The sequence below is a fragment of the Metabacillus schmidteae genome, from assembly GCF_903166545.1.
Classification (GTDB): domain Bacteria; phylum Bacillota; class Bacilli; order Bacillales; family Bacillaceae; genus Metabacillus; species Metabacillus schmidteae.
In genome coordinates this window covers 884,905-907,289 of the sequence record NZ_CAESCH010000001.1, presented here as the reverse complement: position 1 = coordinate 907,289, position 22,385 = coordinate 884,905, and the positions used below count along the sequence as shown (strand labels likewise).

The 22,385-nt window shown below is 40.6% G+C and carries 11 protein-coding genes and 4 rRNA genes; 1 reads left to right on the top strand and 14 read right to left on the bottom strand.

Going from position 1 to position 22,385, the window contains the following annotated elements; all coding sequences use genetic code 11:
• Nucleotides 1-9 precede the first annotated feature (9 nt).
• From HWV59_RS04420 to HWV59_RS04410, 3 genes are all read right to left on the bottom strand, one after another.
• Nucleotides 10-1,560: ribosomal RNA gene (locus HWV59_RS04420) — 16S ribosomal RNA — on the bottom strand.
• 405 nt (nucleotides 1,561-1,965) lie between these two features.
• Nucleotides 1,966-2,751 (bottom strand): SDR family oxidoreductase, encoded by a 786-nt coding sequence (locus HWV59_RS04415; RefSeq protein WP_175638171.1) that lies wholly within the window; start codon nucleotides 2,749-2,751, stop codon nucleotides 1,966-1,968.
• Between the two features lie 93 nt (nucleotides 2,752-2,844).
• A complete protein-coding gene (locus HWV59_RS04410; protein WP_175638170.1) occupies nucleotides 2,845-3,582 on the bottom strand; it encodes an SDR family NAD(P)-dependent oxidoreductase in 738 nt (245 codons plus the stop codon).
• 150 nt (nucleotides 3,583-3,732) lie between these two features.
• Here HWV59_RS04410 and HWV59_RS04405 point away from each other — a divergent pair, with 150 nt between their 5' ends.
• Nucleotides 3,733-4,338, top strand: a complete 606-nt coding sequence (locus HWV59_RS04405) for a TetR/AcrR family transcriptional regulator (protein ID WP_175638169.1) — start codon at nucleotides 3,733-3,735, stop codon at nucleotides 4,336-4,338.
• A 171-nt stretch (nucleotides 4,339-4,509) separates the two neighbouring features.
• Here HWV59_RS04405 and HWV59_RS04400 read toward each other — a convergent pair whose 3' ends face one another.
• The 11 genes from HWV59_RS04400 to HWV59_RS04350 all read right to left on the bottom strand — a co-directional run bounded on the left by HWV59_RS04400 (nucleotide 4,510) and on the right by HWV59_RS04350 (nucleotide 22,377).
• A complete protein-coding gene (locus tag HWV59_RS04400; RefSeq protein WP_175638168.1) occupies nucleotides 4,510-11,265 on the bottom strand; it encodes a 5'-nucleotidase C-terminal domain-containing protein in 6,756 nt (2,251 codons plus the stop codon).
• Between the two features lie 1,078 nt (nucleotides 11,266-12,343).
• A complete protein-coding gene (locus HWV59_RS04395) occupies nucleotides 12,344-12,982 on the bottom strand; it encodes an NAD(P)H-binding protein (protein WP_175638167.1) in 639 nt (212 codons plus the stop codon).
• A 166-nt stretch (nucleotides 12,983-13,148) separates the two neighbouring features.
• Nucleotides 13,149-13,298, bottom strand: a complete 150-nt coding sequence (locus tag HWV59_RS04390; RefSeq protein ID WP_175638166.1) for a hypothetical protein — start codon at nucleotides 13,296-13,298, stop codon at nucleotides 13,149-13,151.
• Between the two features lie 221 nt (nucleotides 13,299-13,519).
• Nucleotides 13,520-13,635, bottom strand: a 5S ribosomal RNA gene (gene rrf / locus HWV59_RS04385).
• Between the two features lie 79 nt (nucleotides 13,636-13,714).
• Nucleotides 13,715-16,643, bottom strand: a 23S ribosomal RNA gene (locus HWV59_RS04380).
• 213 nt (nucleotides 16,644-16,856) lie between these two features.
• A 16S ribosomal RNA gene (locus HWV59_RS04375) occupies nucleotides 16,857-18,407 on the bottom strand.
• Together the 16S, 23S and 5S rRNA genes form the textbook arrangement of a ribosomal RNA operon.
• Nucleotides 18,408-18,697: 290 nt before the next feature.
• Nucleotides 18,698-19,474, bottom strand: coding sequence for an AraC family transcriptional regulator (locus HWV59_RS04370; RefSeq protein WP_175638165.1), 777 nt, complete (start codon nucleotides 19,472-19,474; stop codon nucleotides 18,698-18,700).
• 17 nt (nucleotides 19,475-19,491) lie between these two features.
• A complete protein-coding gene (locus tag HWV59_RS04365; RefSeq protein WP_175638164.1) occupies nucleotides 19,492-20,067 on the bottom strand; it encodes a LysE family translocator in 576 nt (191 codons plus the stop codon).
• Between the two features lie 90 nt (nucleotides 20,068-20,157).
• Nucleotides 20,158-21,657, bottom strand: a complete 1,500-nt coding sequence (locus HWV59_RS04360) for a sodium:solute symporter family protein (protein ID WP_175639976.1) — start codon at nucleotides 21,655-21,657, stop codon at nucleotides 20,158-20,160.
• Nucleotides 21,657-21,860 carry a DUF3311 domain-containing protein gene (locus HWV59_RS04355; RefSeq protein WP_175638163.1) on the bottom strand — a complete coding sequence of 68 codons (204 nt, stop codon included), beginning with the start codon at nucleotides 21,858-21,860 and terminating at the stop codon, nucleotides 21,657-21,659. The genes HWV59_RS04360 and HWV59_RS04355 overlap by 1 nt, the downstream gene beginning before the upstream one ends.
• Before the next feature lie 193 nt (nucleotides 21,861-22,053).
• Nucleotides 22,054-22,377, bottom strand: coding sequence for a hypothetical protein (locus HWV59_RS04350; protein WP_175638162.1), 324 nt, complete (start codon nucleotides 22,375-22,377; stop codon nucleotides 22,054-22,056).
• Nucleotides 22,378-22,385: the final 8 nt, after the last annotated feature.

The following is a 22,385-nucleotide window of genomic DNA, read 5'->3' as shown; positions in this document are numbered from 1 at the left end:
TATCCTTAGAAAGGAGGTGATCCAGCCGCACCTTCCGATACGGCTACCTTGTTACGACTTCACCCCAATCATCTGTCCCACCTTAGGCGGCTGGCTCCTTACGGTTACCCCACCGACTTCGGGTGTTACAAACTCTCGTGGTGTGACGGGCGGTGTGTACAAGGCCCGGGAACGTATTCACCGCGGCATGCTGATCCGCGATTACTAGCGATTCCGGCTTCATGCAGGCGAGTTGCAGCCTGCAATCCGAACTGAGAATGGTTTTATGGGATTGGCTTGACTTCGCAGTCTTGCAGCCCTTTGTACCATCCATTGTAGCACGTGTGTAGCCCAGGTCATAAGGGGCATGATGATTTGACGTCATCCCCACCTTCCTCCGGTTTGTCACCGGCAGTCACCTTAGAGTGCCCAACTGAATGCTGGCAACTAAGATCAAGGGTTGCGCTCGTTGCGGGACTTAACCCAACATCTCACGACACGAGCTGACGACAACCATGCACCACCTGTCACTTCGTCCCCCGAAGGGGAACCTTCTATCTCTAGAAGTAGCGAAGGATGTCAAGACCTGGTAAGGTTCTTCGCGTTGCTTCGAATTAAACCACATGCTCCACCGCTTGTGCGAGCCCCCGTCAATTCCTTTGAGTTTCAGTCTTGCGACCGTACTCCCCAGGCGGAGTGCTTAATGCGTTTGCTGCAGCACTAAAGGGCGGAAACCCTCTAACACTTAGCACTCATCGTTTACGGCGTGGACTACCAGGGTATCTAATCCTGTTCGCTCCCCACGCTTTCGCGCCTCAGCGTCAGTTACAGACCAGAGAGTCGCCTTCGCCACTGGTGTTCCTCCACATCTCTACGCATTTCACCGCTACACGTGGAATTCCACTCTCCTCTTCTGCACTCAAGTTCCCCAGTTTCCAATGACCCTCCACGGTTGAGCCGTGGGCTTTCACATCAGACTTAAGAAACCGCCTGCGCGCGCTTTACGCCCAATAATTCCGGACAACGCTTGCCACCTACGTATTACCGCGGCTGCTGGCACGTAGTTAGCCGTGGCTTTCTGGTTAGGTACCGTCAAGGTACCAGCAGTTACTCTGGTACTTGTTCTTCCCTAACAACAGAACTTTACGACCCGAAGGCCTTCATCGTTCACGCGGCGTTGCTCCGTCAGACTTTCGTCCATTGCGGAAGATTCCCTACTGCTGCCTCCCGTAGGAGTCTGGGCCGTGTCTCAGTCCCAGTGTGGCCGATCACCCTCTCAGGTCGGCTACGCATCGTCGCCTTGGTGAGCCGTTACCTCACCAACTAGCTAATGCGCCGCGGGTCCATCTGTAAGTGACAGCTAGACGCCGTCTTTCAATTTCGAACCATGCGGTTCGAAATGTTATCCGGTATTAGCTCCGGTTTCCCGGAGTTATCCCAATCTTACAGGCAGGTTACCCACGTGTTACTCACCCGTCCGCCGCTAATCGTTGGGAGCAAGCTCCCTCAGATTCGCTCGACTTGCATGTATTAGGCACGCCGCCAGCGTTCGTCCTGAGCCAGGATCAAACTCTCCAATAAAGTGTTTGATGTAGCTCATAATAAAATTTTGTACTATATAGTACGTTTTTTTGTTAATCGAAATTAACGTTGGCACGCTTGGTTTTGTTTAGTTTTCAAAGATCATTTATTAGTCAGTAGCGACTAGGTATTTATCATACCACCTACAGTTTATGAAGTCAACAACATTTTTTAAAAAGTATTATGTTAAAATATTATTTCTTCATGCCTTTTGTGGCAGAACCTAATAATAACTGATATGCAATTTATAGTCAAGGTTATTTTTTAATAGTTTTTAAGAGTGAGAAGTGTTTCTAATTAAATGAACATCCTAATCCTCTTTTTATATTCAGATACGTTACTACTAGCAAGTGTAATTTATAACATCAAAAAAAGCACGGAATACCCATGCTTTTTTTCTACCTATCAATATTTATATGATTGTCCACCGTCAATTGGAATAACCGTTGCATTGATAAAGTTCGCTTGGTCAGATAGAAGGAAAGCTACCAGGTACCCTACTTCTTCAGGTTTACCAAAACGTTTCATTGGGTTTGGTTCCACAAACTGTTTCCCCACTTCTTCCCAATTGTCAGGATCAATTTGTTTTAAAGAACCCTCAACCATCGGTGTCATAATCGCACCTGGTGCAATCGCTTTGATACTAATTCCAAATTGACCATATTCGATTCCGGAGTTTTTCGTTAAGCCAACAACTCCGTGTTTGCTTGCTGCATATCCAGATTGATTTCCTACTCCGCGGATACCACCGACAGATGCTGTATTCACAATTGAACCAAAGCCTTGCTCTTTCATCACTTTAAGAACATATTTCATTCCATAAAATACACCATTTAAGTTGATTGCAACAACTTTTTGAAATTCATCAATTCCATAATCTTCTGTTAAGTTTTGTTTTCCTTCAATCCCTGCATTGTTAAAGAAACTATCGATTTTACCAAACTTCTCTTTTGTTTCATTTACATAGCTTTCTACAGCCTTTTCATCTGAAACATCAGCAGTGATAAGTAACACTTCTGCATTCGGTGCAACTTCAGCTATTTTTGATTTTGTTTCTTCTAGTGATGCAGAGTTCAAATCAACTAGAGAAAGTTTTGCTCCTTCTTTTGCGATTTGTAAAGCAGAGGCTTGACCTAAGCCTGATCCTGCACCTGTAATTAAGACGACTTTTTCTTCAAAACGATTGTTCATTAAATGTTCCTCCTTGTTATTACGATTTAATAGGTGAAAGTAACCTATTACCCTTTAAAAATTATGTGCAAAATAGAAGTTTCTTATTTATAATTATTGCGCAGTATACCCACCATCAACTGTTAACGTATTACCTGTCATATAGGATGAATCATCAGACGCCAAGAATAATACGGCTTTTGCCATTTCTTCAGCTTGTCCTAAACGTTTCATTGGTGTTACTGCCGCTAATGCCTGTTTGCTTTCTTCCGGAATAATTGGAGTATCAATGAAACCTGGGCATAATGCGTTAACACGAATGTTTTGTTCAGCATATTCAAGCGCTAGTGAGCGTGTTAAGTTAACAACTCCCCCCTTTGCAGCGTTATATGCCGCTGAACCAGGTGATCCAACCAAGCCGTACATAGATGCAGTATTAACGATTGTACCCTCTCCAGTTTTTAACATTTCACGAATAGATTCACGGGCTACTAAAAATACACCATCTAAATCAACGTTTACCGTGTTTCTCCATTCTGAATACTCTAACTGATGTGAAGGTTGAACTCGGCCAATACCGGCATTATTGAAAACAATATCTACTTTTCCGAACGCTTCAACTGTTTGTTTAAAAACATTAACAACCTCTTCTTCACTTGTAATATTTGCTTTGATAAAAAGAGCTTTGCGATGAAGCGCTTTCAATTCACTTTCAAAAGCCTTTCCCTTTTCTTCATTTAAATCTACTAATACGACCTTTGCTCCCTCTGAAACAAATAAACGTGCTGTCGCAGCTCCGATACCAGATGCACCACCAGTAATCACTGCTACTTTGTCTTGTAATTTACCCATTTTACATCCTCCTACTTATAAATCTTTCATATTTTGTGTACAATTTAATTCTACTCCTATGTTTACTCATAAAAAATCATTAAGATTTTATGAAGTGTCTACTACTTAGACATTTCTCATCAATCTGTCTAATTTGAGCGAGGTTTTTTCATGGATAACGAACAAAACACACCATCTCAACGACAAAATCGAACAAAAACACATCTGAAGAAAGCATTAATTGATCTCATAAAAAAGCAAGGATATCACTCTGTGACAGTTAAGGATATCGTCGATTATGCAGCTTACAATCGCAGCACCTTTTATGTCCATTACCAGGATAAAATCGAGTTAGCAGAAGATTTACTCCTATCTATGCTTCAAGGGTTAGAATTAGCAGTTGGAAAACCATATATACCCGGTCAGAAACATTATACAGACAACCTAAAAGCACCATCCTTCCATATTGTTTCCTATATATATGAAAATAGGGATTTTTTCGAGCTAATTAACTACGATGATACAATTCCAGGTTTACATACACGATTTCCTCAAACGATTTTAAAAATCTATAAAGAGCAGTTTGTTTTTGAAACAATCGACAATATTCCAGTTAACATGGATTATTTTAAGCGTTATGCAGCATACGGCTTTTACGGACTTCTTCATAATTGGATTGGGAATGGGTTTGCCGAAACAGAAGAGGAGTTTATTCGGGAAGTTATTGATTTAACGAAGACACATATTTATTCGTTTAAGTTTGTAGGGAGGAAATAGACTCTGCACATAGAGTAAAACTGCTGATAGGCAATTCAGCAATATGAGAGAAACATTGCATATCATGGATGTAATACCCAACACTATTAATACCAGTGACCCCAATTATTCACTTTATTGATTGAAGAAAGGCGTGCATCAAGTGCCACGCCTTTCTTTTCATATTACATATTATTGTCTGATCGTATGTTTTCTCTTAACGAAGTATAAAATTCCACCAGCTAGAACTACCATGATTCCTATTAGGATAAGATTAAAGTTGTTTGTTGCTGTATTTGGAAGTTCGTGATCATCTTGTGATGTTTGGTTTTCACCTGGGTTCTCGCCTGGGTTCTCACCTGGGTTCTCGCTTGGGTTTTCACCTGGGTTCTCGCCTGGGTTTTCACCTGGATTTTCACCTGGATTTTCACCTGGGTTCTCGCCTGGGTTTTCACCTGGATTTTCGCCTGGGTTCTCGCCTGGGTTCTCGCCTGGGTTTTCACCTGGATTTTCGCCTGGGTTTTCACCTGGGTTCTCGCCTGGGTTTTCACCTGGATTTTCACCTGGATTTTCACCTGGATTTTCGCCTGGGTTCTCGCCTGGGTTTTCACCTGGATTTTCGCCTGGGTTTTCACCTGGGTTCTCGCCTGGGTTTTCACCTGGGTTCTCGCCTGGGTTTTCATCATTTACATCTACAATTCTACCTTCAACTTCTGCTGGGATCGTTTTTAAGCTTACTAGATGATCTCTGAAGTTTTCCCAATCTGATAGACCTAAGTCTGTTACACGTCCTTCTTCGTATGCTTTCGCAAAGACGTCATAGCCATCTCCACCTTTTGCTGTGAAAGCATTTGTTGCGACTGTGTAAGTCTCTTCATCCTGAACTTCTACATATTCACCACTTGCATTTACATATTTTACAGATACGACACGTTCTCCTGCTGGTTTCGTAGAATCAAATTCCACCTTACCGCCGGCTACATGTAAAAAGCCGCCATTTTCCGCAGGGTATTGACTGAAGCTGGTTTCAAATGCTTCTTTCAACTCAGCACCTGTTAGATCCATCGTTGCTAATGTATTAGCGAATGGCAGAACAGTAATTACTTCTCCAACAGTGATTGGGCCAGCATTTATTGCTGAACGGATGCCACCGCCGTTTTGTAAGGCCATTATGACATTTTCCCCAGTGAATGATTTTGCTTTTTCAAGCATTCCATCTGTAATTAAGTTCCCTAAGATTGTTTCGTTCTTACGTACACTTGGTTTTGTATTATCCCCATCTGTTCGCGGGTTTTCCAATTCAACTTCTGTTGTTACACCAATTTCTTCCTGTGCTACTTGATCTACCTGCTCTTTGTAAGGAGCTAGAATGTCCGCTGCTTCCTGGTCAGCTTCTTGGTCTTTAATTGGAATTAATTGACCAGTTTGCGCTACGACTACACCATCTTTATCAAATTCAACATTAAGTGAACCTAGGTTACTATTGGCATTTCCTGTTTGTACAATAACCGTTGGTGTCTCGTCTTCTTCAATGACTGTTGGTTCAGTTAATGCTGTATGACTGTGTCCACCAACAATAATATCAATTCCTTCTACTTCTTTAGCCAAGGTTAAATCGTTATCAATTGCTGCATTATCATCATAACCAATATGAGTTAGCGCAATAATCTTATTAACACCTTGTGCTTCAAAGTCTTTAACAGCTTTTTCAGCTTCTTCAAGATAGTTTTGGAAGGCAATTGTTCCTGGACTAGAAATATCTTGTGTTTCTTCTGTTGTTAAACCGAAGATACCAACCTTTTCACCGTTTACTTCTTTAATGATGCCATTATAAATTTGTCCGTTTTCAGCATCAGCTTTAACTGAGTTATTGAATACACCATTGAATTTTTCATCCGGTGAGAAATCAACGTTTGCACTTACAAACGGGAATTGTGCACCTTGGATAAATTGTACTAATTTCTCATGACCTGCAGCTGATGAACCTAAATCAAATTCATGGTTACCAAATGTCATTGCATCAAAGCCCATTAAGTTCATTAAAGCTAAGTCTGCTTCGCCCTGGAATTCGTTAAAGTACAATGTACCAGTGAATGCATCACCTGCGTGTAAAAGCAGAGAATTTGGATCTTTAGCTCTTTCCTCTTTTACAGCCGTAACTGTTTTAGGCATGTTGTCTAAAGATGCGTGTGTATCATTTGTGTGAAGCACTGTTAAATCAAAGTTGTCCTCTACAATTCGACCTTCAACTTCTGTTGGGATTGATTCTAAGCTCACTAGGTGGTCTCTGAAGTTTTCCCAATCTGATAAACCTAAGTCTGTTACACGTCCTTCTTCATATGCTTTCGCAAAGACATCATAACCGTCTCCGCCCTTTGCTGTGAAAGCATTTGTTGCGATTGTGTAAGACTCTTCGTCTTGAACTTCTACATATTCATCATTTTCATTTAGATATTTTACAGAAACTACACGTTCTCCTGCTGGTTTCGTAGAATCAAATTCCACTTTACCACCGGCTACATGTAAGAAGCCGCCATTTTCCGCTGGGTATTGACTGAAGCTGATTTCAAATGCTTCTTTCAACTCAGCACCTGTTAAATCCATCGTTGCTAAAGTATTAGCGAATGGAAGAACAGTAATTACTTCCCCAACAGTGATTGGGCCAGCATCAATTGCTGAACGGATACCACCGCCGTTTTGTAAGGCCATAATAACATCTTCGCCAGTAAATGATTTTGCTTTTTCAAGCATTCCATCTGTAATTAAGTTTCCTAAAATTGTTTCATTTTTACGTACACTTGGTTTTGTATTATCACCATTTGTACGCGGGTTTTCCAATTCTACGTCAGTTGTTACACCAATTTCTTCTTGTGCTACTTGATCTACCTGCTCTTTGTAAGGAGCTAGAATGTCCGCTGCTTCCTGGTCAGCTTCTTGGTCTTTAATTGGAATTAATTGACCTTTTTGTGCTACAACTACACCAGCTTTATCAAATTCCACATTAAGTGAACCTAGGTTACTATTGGCATTTCCTGTTTGTACAATAACCGTTGGTGTCCCGTCTTCTTCAATTACTGTTGGTTCAGTTAATGTTGTATGACTATGTCCTCCAACAATTACATCAATGCCTTCTACTTCTTTTGCTAGAGTTAAATCATTATCGATTTCGGCATTATCATCATAACCGATATGAGTTAATGCAATAATCTTATTTACACCTTGTGATTCAAAGTCTTTAACTGCTTTTTCAGCTTCTTCTAGATAGTTTTCAAAAGCAATTGATCCTGGACTAGAAATAGCTTCTGTTTCTTCTGTTGTTAAACCGAAGATACCAACCTTTTCACCGTTTACTTCTTTAATGATACCATTGTAAATTTGTCCACTTTCAGCATCAGCTGTAACTGAGTTATTGAATACACCATTGAATTTTTCATCCGGTGAGAAATCAACGTTTGCACTTACAAACGGGAATTGTGCACCTTGGATAAATTCTACTAATTTCTCATGACCTGCAGCTGATGAACCTAGATCGAATTCATGATTACCAAATGTCATTGCATCAAAGCCCATTAAATTCATTAGGGCTAGATCTGCTTCACCTTGGAATTCGTTAAAGTACAATGTACCAGTGAATGCGTCACCTGCATGTAAAAGCAGTGAATTTGGATCTTTAGCTCTTTCCTCTTTTACAGCCGTAACTGTTTTAGGCATATTGTCTAAAGATCCGTGTGTATCATTTGTGTGAAGAACAGTTAAATCAAAATTGTCTTTTTCTTTGTTCTTTAGATCAACCTGAATCATAACAGGGTCATGATCAGATGCTTGTCCCTGAGCCTCTGTATAGTTCGCATTAATATGGATCATATCAGCCACTGTGCTATTTACAAGATTATTTGTAACAAGAATATGATCAAGTACTTGGTTATTACCTTGGAAGAAATAAGAGAAACGGTCGTTTGCCGGAACTTTATCCACCATATTTGTTAACTCGTTACCCTTAAGGATTTCGAATGTTTTCGTAAACTCAAAATCATTCATATCCCCAGCAAGTACAACATTTAAATCTGGATTTTCTGCAAGTCCTTCATCAATAAAATCATTAATTGCTTGAGCTAATCCATGTCTTTCCGCTTCTGAACTTAAACTTGGAGGTTGATTAGATCCCCATAATGATTGATCTCCACCTTTAGAGTTTAAGTGTGTCCCAATGACAACAACTCGCTCACCTTGGAACTCAAATTCAGCAGCAATTGGTTTACGTGTATTAGGGAATTTAGCTGGATCAATCACACCTGGGTTAAGTGTTAAATTTCCATCTTCACTCCATCCATTTGCTTGAGTGCCAGTACCTTTTGTTCCTTCAACTAATGTAACGCGTTCAGGATTATAAAGATAACCTACACGAATATTACCACCAGGTGCTCCACCATTATCATTATTTACAGGTGCCACATCCGTCCACTCGTAAGCTGGACCACCAGCACCTTTGATTGCTTCAATTAAGCGTTTATAGCTTTCTGACGCATCCGTATTACCTGAATTAGTTTCCCCATCATTGTCTTGTACTTCTACTAAAGTAATAACGTCTGGAGATTTCATATTTTCTACAAATGTTTTTGCAATTCTCTCCACTTTCTCATCTGGTGTATTTGATTTATTGTTTGAGAAGTTTTCGATATTGTATGATGCAACAGTTAATTTATCTGCAGCAGGTTCAATATGAGTTACTTCAGGCTCGATGTTAGATTCTATTACTTTAGGTAATGTATCTTTGTTGGTTAAAAGTTGAAATCCTGTACTAGAGTAAGAAATAACCCCTACAACATCACCATCAAACGTATCACCTGATTTAAAGTTATTTCCTACATTATCTAAAAATATTTTTTCCGGATTATAATCATCTGCAGCAATATTTAAACCGCCTTGATTATTCAACTCATTGTTTGTCGTGCTTTCAACAATGATTGGAACATCACTTGAGTAAGGAGGTCCCACAACTTTTGCATTTGGGAATGAAACTCGCATAAATTCTACAGATTCCCAGAAATCAATCCCATCTTCTGCTGGATCAAATGATTTCATTTCATCATTATCAATTACTTTGTTTGGAGGGATGATGTCTTTACCAACTACTAATGGCTCCGGTAACTCAGCTGTTCCTGTTTTTGTAACTACACTTGCGCCAATTTCAGTTTTAGATAGGTTCGCACCGCCGCCATATTCTTGTACAGTACCGTCAACTGATACTTTATCACCAACAGTAAGACCATGAGAAGATTTGTATACTTGAATGGCTTCAGATGTTGTAAGATCATCATCTGCGTTTTCGTCTTGAATGACAAAAGTTGATCCGCTAACAACATGTGTTACAACACCAGTAATCCCATCAACTGAAGAACCAGTATATTGTGATTCATGCCCTTTTCCTTGAATATCACGAATTTTCACGCCTTCAGTATTTAAAATTGTGTACGAAAAGCTGAATACTTCGCTTACTTCTTCTCCATTTACAGCAATGGCTTTAATCGTTGTTTCTCCAGTATTTAATGCAATTGGTTCAACATATTTTGTACTTTCTACAGTTGGTTCTGTACCATCTGTTGTGTAATAAATCTCGGCACTTTCAATACCAGATTTCAGTTCGATTTTTGTGCCTGCTGGTACTGTGCCTTGAGTTTGTTCAGAATAAACTGCTGGTTTGTTTACTAAATCATAGCTTTCAAGACCGAAAGTCTTTAGATGATATCCATCATTATCAATCGATCCAATTCCTGTTAAATGAACTTTGTCACCTTCTTTATAGTGTTTCATCAGTTCATCATAATTAGAGCCTGTACGATTATCATGGATAACTCGGACCTTTTCACCTGATTTTGTCTCGGCCTGGAAAGTAGCAGTTCCATAGCTATCACTTTCAACATCAGTAATTGTAATATTTTCCAATTTAAGCAATTCTCCTTGAGTCTCTTCGTTTATAGCTGTTGGTGCTATAACTTGAGCTGCTGGAAGGCTGTTTCCAGAGGAAATAATCTCTAAACTAGTTGGTTCAATCTCTAGTTCTTTATTATAGGTTTTTAACTCACCAGTAATTTTTACTTTGTCCCCAGGTTGAACGTCTTTCGGGCTACTGAAAACGAACATTCCTGCTGTATCATCCTGCATATAGAAAGTATCATAACCCCAAAGTCCATTCTTTGTTGTAGCAATACCTTCAATCGTTACTGTTTGACCTACTTCAGCATCACGAGCTTCTGCAACTGAAATGGCTTCAACTGGCGCTTCAGGTTCAGTTGGCTCTTCTGGTTCAGTTGGGGTTTCAGGTTCAGTTGGTTCCTCTTCAGATTGGTGCTTCCCAAGATTAGAAAAAGTATCTTTTCCTAAATTCGTCCATTCCTTAGTAGGATCAAATTCATCATCAATTACTTTATCTCCTACTAAAATATTATTATTTCTAACTAGTGATACATCTGCAAGGGAATTTGTCACTGATCCAACTTGTCCAATTGAATCAACAACAGTTCCATTTTTCTTAAGTACGATTTGATCGTTACCATTGAAATTGATCACTTGTTTGCTTTTATCTAAATGATCAGCTACAGCAACAATTGCAGAATCTGCATCTTGACGGGAAATAACGTATGTATCACCTGCCGCAACCTTACCCTCTAATGCTAAAACCTTATCTGTCGTCGTTATTCCTGTTGTTGCACTTCCACCATTATTATAGAGTTCAAGAGTATATCCACTTAAATCGATCTCTGCACCTGTACCATTGTATAGCTCAATTGCTTTGTTAACACTAGATCCTTCAATATATTCTGAGATAATTAGGTCAGTAGCTACTCCAGTTTCAGCCTTTACAATCGTATTAGCAGCAGGTGCAAATAAGCCTACAAGTAAAACAAGCACCATGACAATACTGGCACTCTTCTTATGCCATCTCTTCATGTTTCTCCTCCTTATTGCAACTTTTTAGGGAAATTTGCTGTTGAAACGGTTTATTTTGTCAACTTTAATACAAGGGTTTCTAGACTTTACTTAAACATATGATTTCTAAAAAAAATGTCTGAACGAATGAATATACTAATCAACAAGCCTTGCGATAATTTGATCCACCTCATTTTTGTAAGTTTGGTTTAAGATTATCTATCCAAGAAAATTTAGAGAAACCGCTTCAAAATAATTATATAATTACTCGACAAACTCTTCCCTATCAAAATTTTATCCTCCTACTATTAACCTAGTATTAATTAATTGTAAAAAAATGACGAAATATCGACTTATAGTATTGATAGATTTGTTTATTGTAAAGGGATTAATTATCATTTGAGATGCTTTCTAAACTAAAAATTTTTCTGAATCATTTCTACTACGTGATTTATTTTTGAGAGATTTTACCTATAATAGATAGTTCTAATCATCTATCTCATTTTATTAATGAGTTCAAACTGAATTTCTTCATAAAACTCTTTTCTTGATTACAATAAAACTAGCATGCAAAGCTAGCGTAGTTTTCTACACGATAAAAGAAGATGATCTCTTATTAACCTAAGATCACCTTCTATGGAAATGAGCATGAACTTTTTTAAAGTTTATACTTCATTATCTACACTTCTCCATCATAATAAATGTTTTTCAAATCTAAGAGTTGTTCTACTGTAAAATAAATTAATACATCCAGCGACCTCTCAACTGACTTAAACAGCTGAGTTTTTCTTAAGAATCCATTGCATCACCTCCTACCTAACATCCCTTATATTGGATTAATTCTATCAACCGTAAAAAGCGATTTCACGTAAGTTGTTAGTTATCATTACCTATTTTTATAAATTAAGATAGATATTCACCGACTATTTAGCTACACGGAAGAAAGTCAGTGTGTATTTTTTGTGGAAAATGCAGATTTATGTAAATAGAAAAAGACCAGAAATACTGGTCTCTAAGACATTAAAAGGGGTATTAAAATGTGGTAATCTCTATAATATTGTATAATTGAACCTTGAATCCTCAGCCTTTCCTTAATTCCTTAATGTGAGATAAAAGGCGCTTTATGGATATACTTTGGACTTTCTATTTGCTGAATAATAAAAGAAGCTATATCTTGATTGGTAATTTTCGTTCCAGGCATGTCTGTCAGGCTTTCCTTTATTTTACTTGTATGTAAGCTATCTTTTACAAATGGCAATCGAATCAGTGTCCACTGTATTTGTTTATCATTGCACAAAATTTCCCATTCTACCTTTTTATCTTCCATCATTTTTGGAAACAACAGCTCAAACAGCTTGGCGCCAAAACGATTAAACAGACTTTTTTTGTCACCACTAATCGTTAGAGAACCACCAGAAACACCTATATAACGAGTAATATTTAAATCTTTCATTACGTCAAAAATATTTTGGGTTAATTTACTATACATGGGTTTCTCTTTAGGTGGTTGGCCAAATGTATTAATAATGATTTTACAATCTTTAAGCATATCTCGAATGGTATCTATATTTTGCATTTGCCCTCCAACAATTTCCATTTTGTTATCTTTGTACAATAATTTTTCTGGATTCCTTACAAGCATACGTACATAATAGCCTCGCTGTATGGCCCTCTTTGCAATATGGCGCCCTACTGTTCCCGTCCCTCCGATAATTCCTATCTTATAAGAATGATCCATAAGTTACCTCCAATTTCATATGATAATAGGTATACGATCCATTTATAGAGGTTTCCTAATATTTACTTTTTCATAGAATTTAAGTATTAGCCGCAATTAATCTAGGAGAATCTTTAGGAGATGTTGATTTACCTTCATTTCCTATGAGTGATTTTCCTCATATTTATTATTCTTCACCAGCAGTTATATCAAGATTCAATCCACTCGGAATATCTCGTCCAGTATGTAAAGATTCCGTAGATTCACTATGCATGGCTACAGTTTTTTGTCTCTCAATTTCACCATCAATTTCTTTAACAGTCAGTAAAGATTGCATTTCCCAGCTTTTCAGAATACCAACATAGAGTTAAGTTAATTTATCTTCGATTATGAAGATTTATCAACGATTATTTCATTTTATCTTCGATTTACAGCAATTTATCTTCGATTATTTTAATTTATCTACTATTCTACAAAATTCATCAAAAATCTACATATCAGGTAAACTCCATATACAAAAAAAAGACCAGTATCTCTACTGATCTTTTTCCTCTTCTTACTTGGCAACGTCCTACTCTCACAGGGGGAAACCCCCAACTACCATCGGCGCTGAAGAGCTTAACTTCCGTGTTCGGCATGGGAACGGGTGTGACCTCTTCGCCATCATCACCAAATAATATAAAGTTTGAAGGCATGTTCCTTCAAAACTAGATAACGATTCACAATTTAATTCACTAAGCTTACGCTTTTTATTAGGTTAAGTCCTCGATCGATTAGTATCAGTCAGCTCCACACGTCACCGCGCTTCCACCTCTGACCTATCAACCTGATCATCTTTCAGGGATCTTACTCACTAGTGTGATGGGAAATCTCATCTTGAGGGGGGCTTCATGCTTAGATGCTTTCAGCACTTATCCCTTCCGCACATAGCTACCCAGCTATGCCTTTGGCAAGACAACTGGTACACCAGCGGTGCGTCCATCCCGGTCCTCTCGTACTAAGGACAGCTCCTCTCAAATTTCCTACGCCCACGACGGATAGGGACCGAACTGTCTCACGACGTTCTGAACCCAGCTCGCGTACCGCTTTAATGGGCGAACAGCCCAACCCTTGGGACCGACTACAGCCCCAGGATGCGATGAGCCGACATCGAGGTGCCAAACCTCCCCGTCGATGTGGACTCTTGGGGGAGATAAGCCTGTTATCCCCGGGGTAGCTTTTATCCGTTGAGCGATGGCCCTTCCATGCGGAACCACCGGATCACTAAGCCCGACTTTCGTCCCTGCTCGACTTGTAGGTCTCGCAGTCAAGCTCCCTTGTGCCTTTACACTCTACGAATGATTTCCAACCATTCTGAGGGACCCTTTGGGCGCCTCCGTTACATTTTAGGAGGCGACCGCCCCAGTCAAACTGCCCACCTGACACTGTCTCCCAGCCCGATCAGGGCTGTGGGTTAGAATTTCAATACAGCCAGGGTAGTATCCCACCGACGCCTCCACCGAAGCTAGCGCTCCGGCTTCTCAGGCTCCTACCTATCCTGTACAAGCTGTACCAAAATTCAATATCAGGCTACAGTAAAGCTCCACGGGGTCTTTCCGTCCTGTCGCGGGTAACCTGCATCTTCACAGGTACTATAATTTCACCGAGTCTCTCGTTGAGACAGTGCCCAGATCGTTACGCCTTTCGTGCGGGTCGGAACTTACCCGACAAGGAATTTCGCTACCTTAGGACCGTTATAGTTACGGCCGCCGTTTACTGGGGCTTCGGTTCAAAGCTTCGCTTGCGCTAACCTCTCCCCTTAACCTTCCAGCACCGGGCAGGCGTCAGCCCCTATACTTCGCCTTGCGGCTTCGCAGAGACCTGTGTTTTTGCTAAACAGTCGCCTGGGCCTATTCACTGCGGCTTTTCCGGGCTATTCACCCTAAAAAGCACCCCTTCTCCCGAAGTTACGGGGTCATTTTGCCGAGTTCCTTAACGAGAGTTCTCTCGCTCACCTTAGGATTCTCTCCTCGCCTACCTGTGTCGGTTTGCGGTACGGGCACCTCTCACCTCGCTAGAGGCTTTTCTTGGCAGTGTGGAATCAGGAACTTCGGTACTATAGTTCCCTCGCCATCACAGCTCAGCTTATGTGACAACGGGATTTGCCTCGTTGTCAGCCTAACTGCTTGGACGCGCTAATCCAACAGCGCGCTTACCCTATCCTTCTGCGTCCCCCCATTGCTCAAACGGTGAGGAGGTGGTACAGGAATTTCAACCTGTTGGCCATCGCCTACGCCTTTCGGCCTCGGCTTAGGTCCCGACTAACCCTGAGCGGACGAGCCTTCCTCAGGAAACCTTAGGCATTCGGTGGAGGGGATTCTCACCCCTCTTTCGCTACTCATACCGGCATTCTCACTTCTAAGCGCTCCACGAGTCCTTCCGGTCTCGCTTCACAGCCCTTAGAACGCTCTCCTACCATTGTTCGTAAGAACAATCCACAGCTTCGGTGATACGTTTAGCCCCGGTACATTTTCGGCGCAGAGTCACTCGACCAGTGAGCTATTACGCACTCTTTAAATGGTGGCTGCTTCTAAGCCAACATCCTGGTTGTCTAAGCAACTCCACATCCTTTTCCACTTAACGTATACTTTGGGACCTTAGCTGGTGGTCTGGGCTGTTTCCCTCTTGACTACGGATCTTATCACTCGCAGTCTGACTCCTGAACATAAGTCTTTGGCATTCGGAGTTTGACTGAATTCGGTAACCCGATGGGGGCCCCTAGTCCAATCAGTGCTCTACCTCCAAGACTCTCATTTCAAGGCTAGCCCTAAAGCTATTTCGGAGAGAACCAGCTATCTCCAAGTTCGATTGGAATTTCTCCGCTACCCACACCTCATCCCCGCACTTTTCAACGTGCGTGGGTTCGGGCCTCCATTCAGTGTTACCTGAACTTCACCCTGGACATGGGTAGATCACCTGGTTTCGGGTCTACGACCACGTACTCTTTCGCCCTATTCAGACTCGCTTTCGCTGCGGCTCCGTCTTATCAACTTAACCTTGCACGGGATCGTAACTCGCCGGTTCATTCTACAAAAGGCACGCCATTACCCATTAACGGGCTTTGACTACTTGTAGGCACACGGTTTCAGGATCTCTTTCACTCCCCTTCCGGGGTGCTTTTCACCTTTCCCTCACGGTACTGGTTCACTATCGGTCACTAGGGAGTATTTAGCCTTGGGAGATGGTCCTCCCTGCTTCCGACGGGATTTCACGTGTCCCGCCGTACTCAGGATCCACTCTGGAGGGAACGAAGTTTCAACTACAGGGTTGTTACCTTCTTTGACGGGCCTTTCCAGACCTCTTCATTTACTCCGTTCCTTTGTAACTCCGTATAGAGTGTCCTACAACCCCAAGAGGCAAGCCTCTTGGTTTGGGCTAATTCCGTTTCGCTCGCCGCTACTCAGGAAATCGCGTTTGCTTTCTCTTCCTCCGGGTACTTAGATGTTTCAGTTCCCCGGGTCTGCCTTTATTACCCTATGTATTCAGGTAAAAATACTACTCCATTACGAGCAGTGGGTTCCCCCATTCGGAAATCTCCGGATCAAAGCTTACTTACAGCTCCCCGAAGCATATCGGTGTTAGTACCGTCCTTCATCGGCTCCTAGTGCCAAGGCATCCACCGTGCGCCCTTACTAACTTAACCTTCGACATCGAAGATGTCATTTACTTCATTAATAAGAGAATCACTAAACTAAGCGTTTAAACTCAGTGAATTACTTGAATTGTTATCGTTATCTAGTTTTCAAGGAACATAAAGCACAGGATATTTATATCCTATGTGTTTTATTACTTATATTGAAAGATCCAATGATCTCTCAAAACTAAACAAAATACCAAGCGTACCTCATATCCTTAGAAAGGAGGTGATCCAGCCGCACCTTCCGATACGGCTACCTTGTTACGACTTCACCCCAATCATCTGTCCCACCTTAGGCGGCTGGCTCCTTACGGTTACCCCACCGACTTCGGGTGTTACAAACTCTCGTGGTGTGACGGGCGGTGTGTACAAGGCCCGGGAACGTATTCACCGCGGCATGCTGATCCGCGATTACTAGCGATTCCGGCTTCATGCAGGCGAGTTGCAGCCTGCAATCCGAACTGAGAATGGTTTTATGGGATTGGCTTGACTTCGCAGTCTTGCAGCCCTTTGTACCATCCATTGTAGCACGTGTGTAGCCCAGGTCATAAGGGGCATGATGATTTGACGTCATCCCCACCTTCCTCCGGTTTGTCACCGGCAGTCACCTTAGAGTGCCCAACTGAATGCTGGCAACTAAGATCAAGGGTTGCGCTCGTTGCGGGACTTAACCCAACATCTCACGACACGAGCTGACGACAACCATGCACCACCTGTCACTTCGTCCCCCGAAGGGGAACCTTCTATCTCTAGAAGTAGCGAAGGATGTCAAGACCTGGTAAGGTTCTTCGCGTTGCTTCGAATTAAACCACATGCTCCACCGCTTGTGCGGGCCCCCGTCAATTCCTTTGAGTTTCAGTCTTGCGACCGTACTCCCCAGGCGGAGTGCTTAATGCGTTTGCTGCAGCACTAAAGGGCGGAAACCCTCTAACACTTAGCACTCATCGTTTACGGCGTGGACTACCAGGGTATCTAATCCTGTTCGCTCCCCACGCTTTCGCGCCTCAGCGTCAGTTACAGACCAGAGAGTCGCCTTCGCCACTGGTGTTCCTCCACATCTCTACGCATTTCACCGCTACACGTGGAATTCCACTCTCCTCTTCTGCACTCAAGTTCCCCAGTTTCCAATGACCCTCCACGGTTGAGCCGTGGGCTTTCACATCAGACTTAAGAAACCGCCTGCGCGCGCTTTACGCCCAATAATTCCGGACAACGCTTGCCACCTACGTATTACCGCGGCTGCTGGCACGTAGTTAGCCGTGGCTTTCTGGTTAGGTACCGTCAAGGTACCAGCAGTTACTCTGGTACTTGTTCTTCCCTAACAACAGAACTTTACGACCCGAAGGCCTTCATCGTTCACGCGGCGTTGCTCCGTCAGACTTTCGTCCATTGCGGAAGATTCCCTACTGCTGCCTCCCGTAGGAGTCTGGGCCGTGTCTCAGTCCCAGTGTGGCCGATCACCCTCTCAGGTCGGCTACGCATCGTCGCCTTGGTGAGCCGTTACCTCACCAACTAGCTAATGCGCCGCGGGTCCATCTGTAAGTGACAGCTAGACGCCGTCTTTCAATTCCGAACCATGCGGTTCGAAATGTTATCCGGTATTAGCTCCGGTTTCCCGGAGTTATCCCAATCTTACAGGCAGGTTACCCACGTGTTACTCACCCGTCCGCCGCTAATCGTTGGGAGCAAGCTCCCTCAGATTCGCTCGACTTGCATGTATTAGGCACGCCGCCAGCGTTCGTCCTGAGCCAGGATCAAACTCTCCAATAAAGTGTTTGATGTAGCTCATAAAAGTTTTGTACTATATAGTACGTTTTTGTTAATCGAAATTAACGTTGGCACGCTTGGTTTTGTTTAGTTTTCAAAGATCATTTACTAGTCATTTGCGACTAGGTATTTATCATACCACCTACAGTTTATGAAGTCAACAACATTTTTCAAAAAATATTATTTTGAAATATCATTTCTTCCTGCTTTTTGTGGCAGAAATTTATAATAACTGATATTTACTCAACAGTCAAGCTAATTTCTTTCATATTTTTTAAAATCAGTAACGTTTCCTATTTTAAATGTGTCATATACTCAAATGCTGTCGTTCCATATACCTTTTTAAAATGCTTATTTAAATGAGCTAAGTCTACAAATCCACACTCAACTACAGCTGAATAAATATCTTTGTTTTTTTCTATCAATCTCTTTGCCCGTTCAATCTTGCAGTTAAGAAAGTATTGGTATGGAGAAATTCCCGTATGAGCCTTGAATAATCGAATAAACTTATATTTTGATAAATTCAGTTCTTTGCTAATCTCATCAAGTTTCAGTACTTGATCTAAGTTCGCGTGCAGCATATCCTTCGCTTTTTTAATGAAGGTATTATCTTTCTTATAAGATGTAGAAAGATCAGGTTGAATTAGGATATCTGTGAGGGATAAAAGCAATTCACTGCACAAATCCTCATCTTTCCCACTTAATATTGCATTAGAAAGTCTTAATATACTTTGTTCAAGTCTATGGTCATATACAATAGGACTTGAAAAACATACTATCTCCTTTTTCTCAGCAACCTCTAAAAGCATTTGCGGCTCTATATATAGCATCACATAATCCAGTCCAGTCTTATCATGAGCCATTCCATCATGTGGCTGTTCCGGATTAAAAAGCATAACACCATTTGGATATGATAATTGCAAACTGCCATCAAGTGTATATTGCTGAATACCACGCAACGTTACACCAACTGCATACTCCTGATGCGCATGCTTTTTATACGTAAAATCTATCATACTAGCTGACAACGCAGTAACACCAACCGATTTTTTATAGATAAATTTCTCCATTACATTCACCTCTTACACTACATCCAGATCATAATTCCAGAATACGCTAAAAATAATGCCATGAATACATTCACAATTTTATTATGCTTCTGCAAAAACTCCTTAAAGATTGTCCCGAATAGAACCCATGTTAAAAATGCTAAAAATCCAATGAGAGTTATTGCGAAAACACCGATTGTTACTGCAGGTATTGCCTTATAGTGAGGCATAATAAAGGTTGGTATGACAGTCATGGTAAAAAGGATCACCTTCGGATTTAAAAACTGCATGAGGAATCCTGACATGAAGGATCCATCCTTTTTTACAGTCAACTTTGATTTATCCGCTTTATAAATTTGATACGCGAGATAGAACATATACATGCTTCCGATAATTTGCATAACCATTAAAATTTTCGGTAAGACTTCCACAAGCACAGCATTCAACATAGCTGAAATAAATAGTAATAAACCAAACGCAATCGTGGCACCATACGTATATTCCATCGCCCTTTTAGTCCCCATGTTATGGACTGTGGATAAAATGACAATATTCGTCGGCCCCGGCGTGAAGGTCACTATAAAACAGTATAATAAAAAAGATATAATATTCATGAGATAACTCCTTTTTAGGTTCTTCTCATTGAATATTACATCTTAAAATTTAATTACTATAGTATATTATTGCAGCATTGCTCTTTAATGCTATGCACCTTTCTGTGTTTTCATAAGCGAGTCTTGCTGTCCCGGAAACAATTCATCAATCACAGGATTCGTTTTGTTCATTGCCTTCTTAACAAAAATAGGATTTAGAACTGCAAGTGTAATGACATTTGCGAGTAACCCCCAGAATCCTTCATAAATACCAAAAGAGTTTCCAGTTGCGTAAACAGTAAAGGTAACAATAAGTCCAATGATTAAGCCCATTATAGTTGCTTCCTTCGTTTGTTTTCTCCAGAACAAACTAAAAACAATGGCAGGGAAGATTTGAACCATTCCTGAAACACCAAGAAGCTGAAGCGATACAAGTGCAGTCGGGAAGATCATGCCAAAAACTAAGGCTAGTCCAATAACAACAAATACCATCGAACGGGTAATCAATGTTAATCTTTCCGGTTTTACCTTAGGATTAATAAAATCACGGTAGATATTATTTGCAAACAGGTTTGAAGCACCAATTGCCATGATCGAACAAGGAATAAGTGATGCCAATGCAATTGTAGAATATGCCAGTCCTTGAACCACTCCACCATAAGACATTTGAATTAAATTTAATAAAGCAAAACGTGGATCGCTTCCTTCCGGCAGTACATGAAATGCAACAAAGCCAAGGAAAATAACAAGAATCAACACAATATTATAAAACGGCAAAAAGATCGCATTTTTACGAAGTGCATCAGCACTTTTAGCAGTAAATACACCAGTTGCAGCATGAGCCCACATAAATAATGCTAATCCTGATACTAATGATGCCGTGATAAACCATGGATAACTTTTGGGTCCTGATGTAGGGATCGTTAGTAGCTGGGGAGATTCTACGACAAGTTTATCCATCATTGAACCCCAGCCTCCAAAGTGAATGATGGGAAGTGAGACAACAAGGAATAACATAATAACCCAAACCAAAATATCTTTGATGATCGCTGTATAGGTCGGTCCCTTGATACCACTAAAGAATGTATAAAGGGCTACTAATAAGAATGATAAAACAACAACAACTTTAACATTAATAAATCCTGTCCCCGCTACTGTCAGCGTATCTTGGATCCCCGCTAACTGTAAATCAATATAAGGAATTAACATTAAAACACCAACAACGGCGATTAATAATGATAAAAACTTACTATCAAATCGTTCCTTTGCATAATCCGCAAGTGTTGTTAACTTACGATTCTTCGAAACCTTCCAAAGCTTTGGAAGATAGAAATAAGACGTAAAGAAAGCAATAATTGTATAAGGAATCGCAAAAAACGCAAGGCTCCCGCCAGTATAAGCTGTACTAGTTAACCCTAAAAATGTATAAGCCGTATATAAATCCGCACCTACTAAAAGCCAAACCAGTAATGGTCCAAATCGTCTGCCACCAACAGACCACTCTTCTACAGAACTTCTACTAGCTTTATTTCGTCCTGCAATAAACCCGATTAAAACCACAGTTAAAACAATAAAACTTGTGATTAACAAAGCTGTTAAATTCCCTTGCATCATTCAATACTCCCTTCTGACTTTTGTAATCGATAAATTACATACGAACATATTGGAGTAATAATCATTCCTAAAAATAGCCAAAAATGAAAAAATGGCAACCCTAGAATAATAGGATCAATTCGATTTACAAAAGGTAATGCTCCAAGCATAAGGATAAAAGGCAAAATGACTAAGATAATAATTGTAAATTTTTTGCCCATATGTTGTCCCCTTCTTTCTTTTAGTTATTTCAGAATATTAATAATTTAATAATATTATCAGTTAATTCACAGTAATACAAGTGAGTTTTTATGAAAGTTTAAATATCAGAAAAATAAAATTGTATATAAGTGAAAACATGATAATTAAAAAAGACCTTATCGGTTTAATCGATAAAGTCTTTCCTTTGGAATATTATTCTTTCATATCAATGATATCCGGTTTTTTATCCTGACTTGCTGCATCCAAAAGAATAAATATCGCCGATAATATATGCATAATCATACCGACAATAGGGATCCATCCGATAGCTGATGTGACGATTCCAAGTATATTACCGTTCGCTTTAACTCCAACATTTTTCGCAAATATCAATACGACGATATGAAAAACCAACATAATTATTAATGGCGTCCACGCGAACCCTAATACAATACTTCCTCCTATAATCGGTATACCTAGAAGAGCTTCAAGTCCACCCGATATCCACTTTAATGTTTTGACTGTTTGTCTATTCATGTTGACCA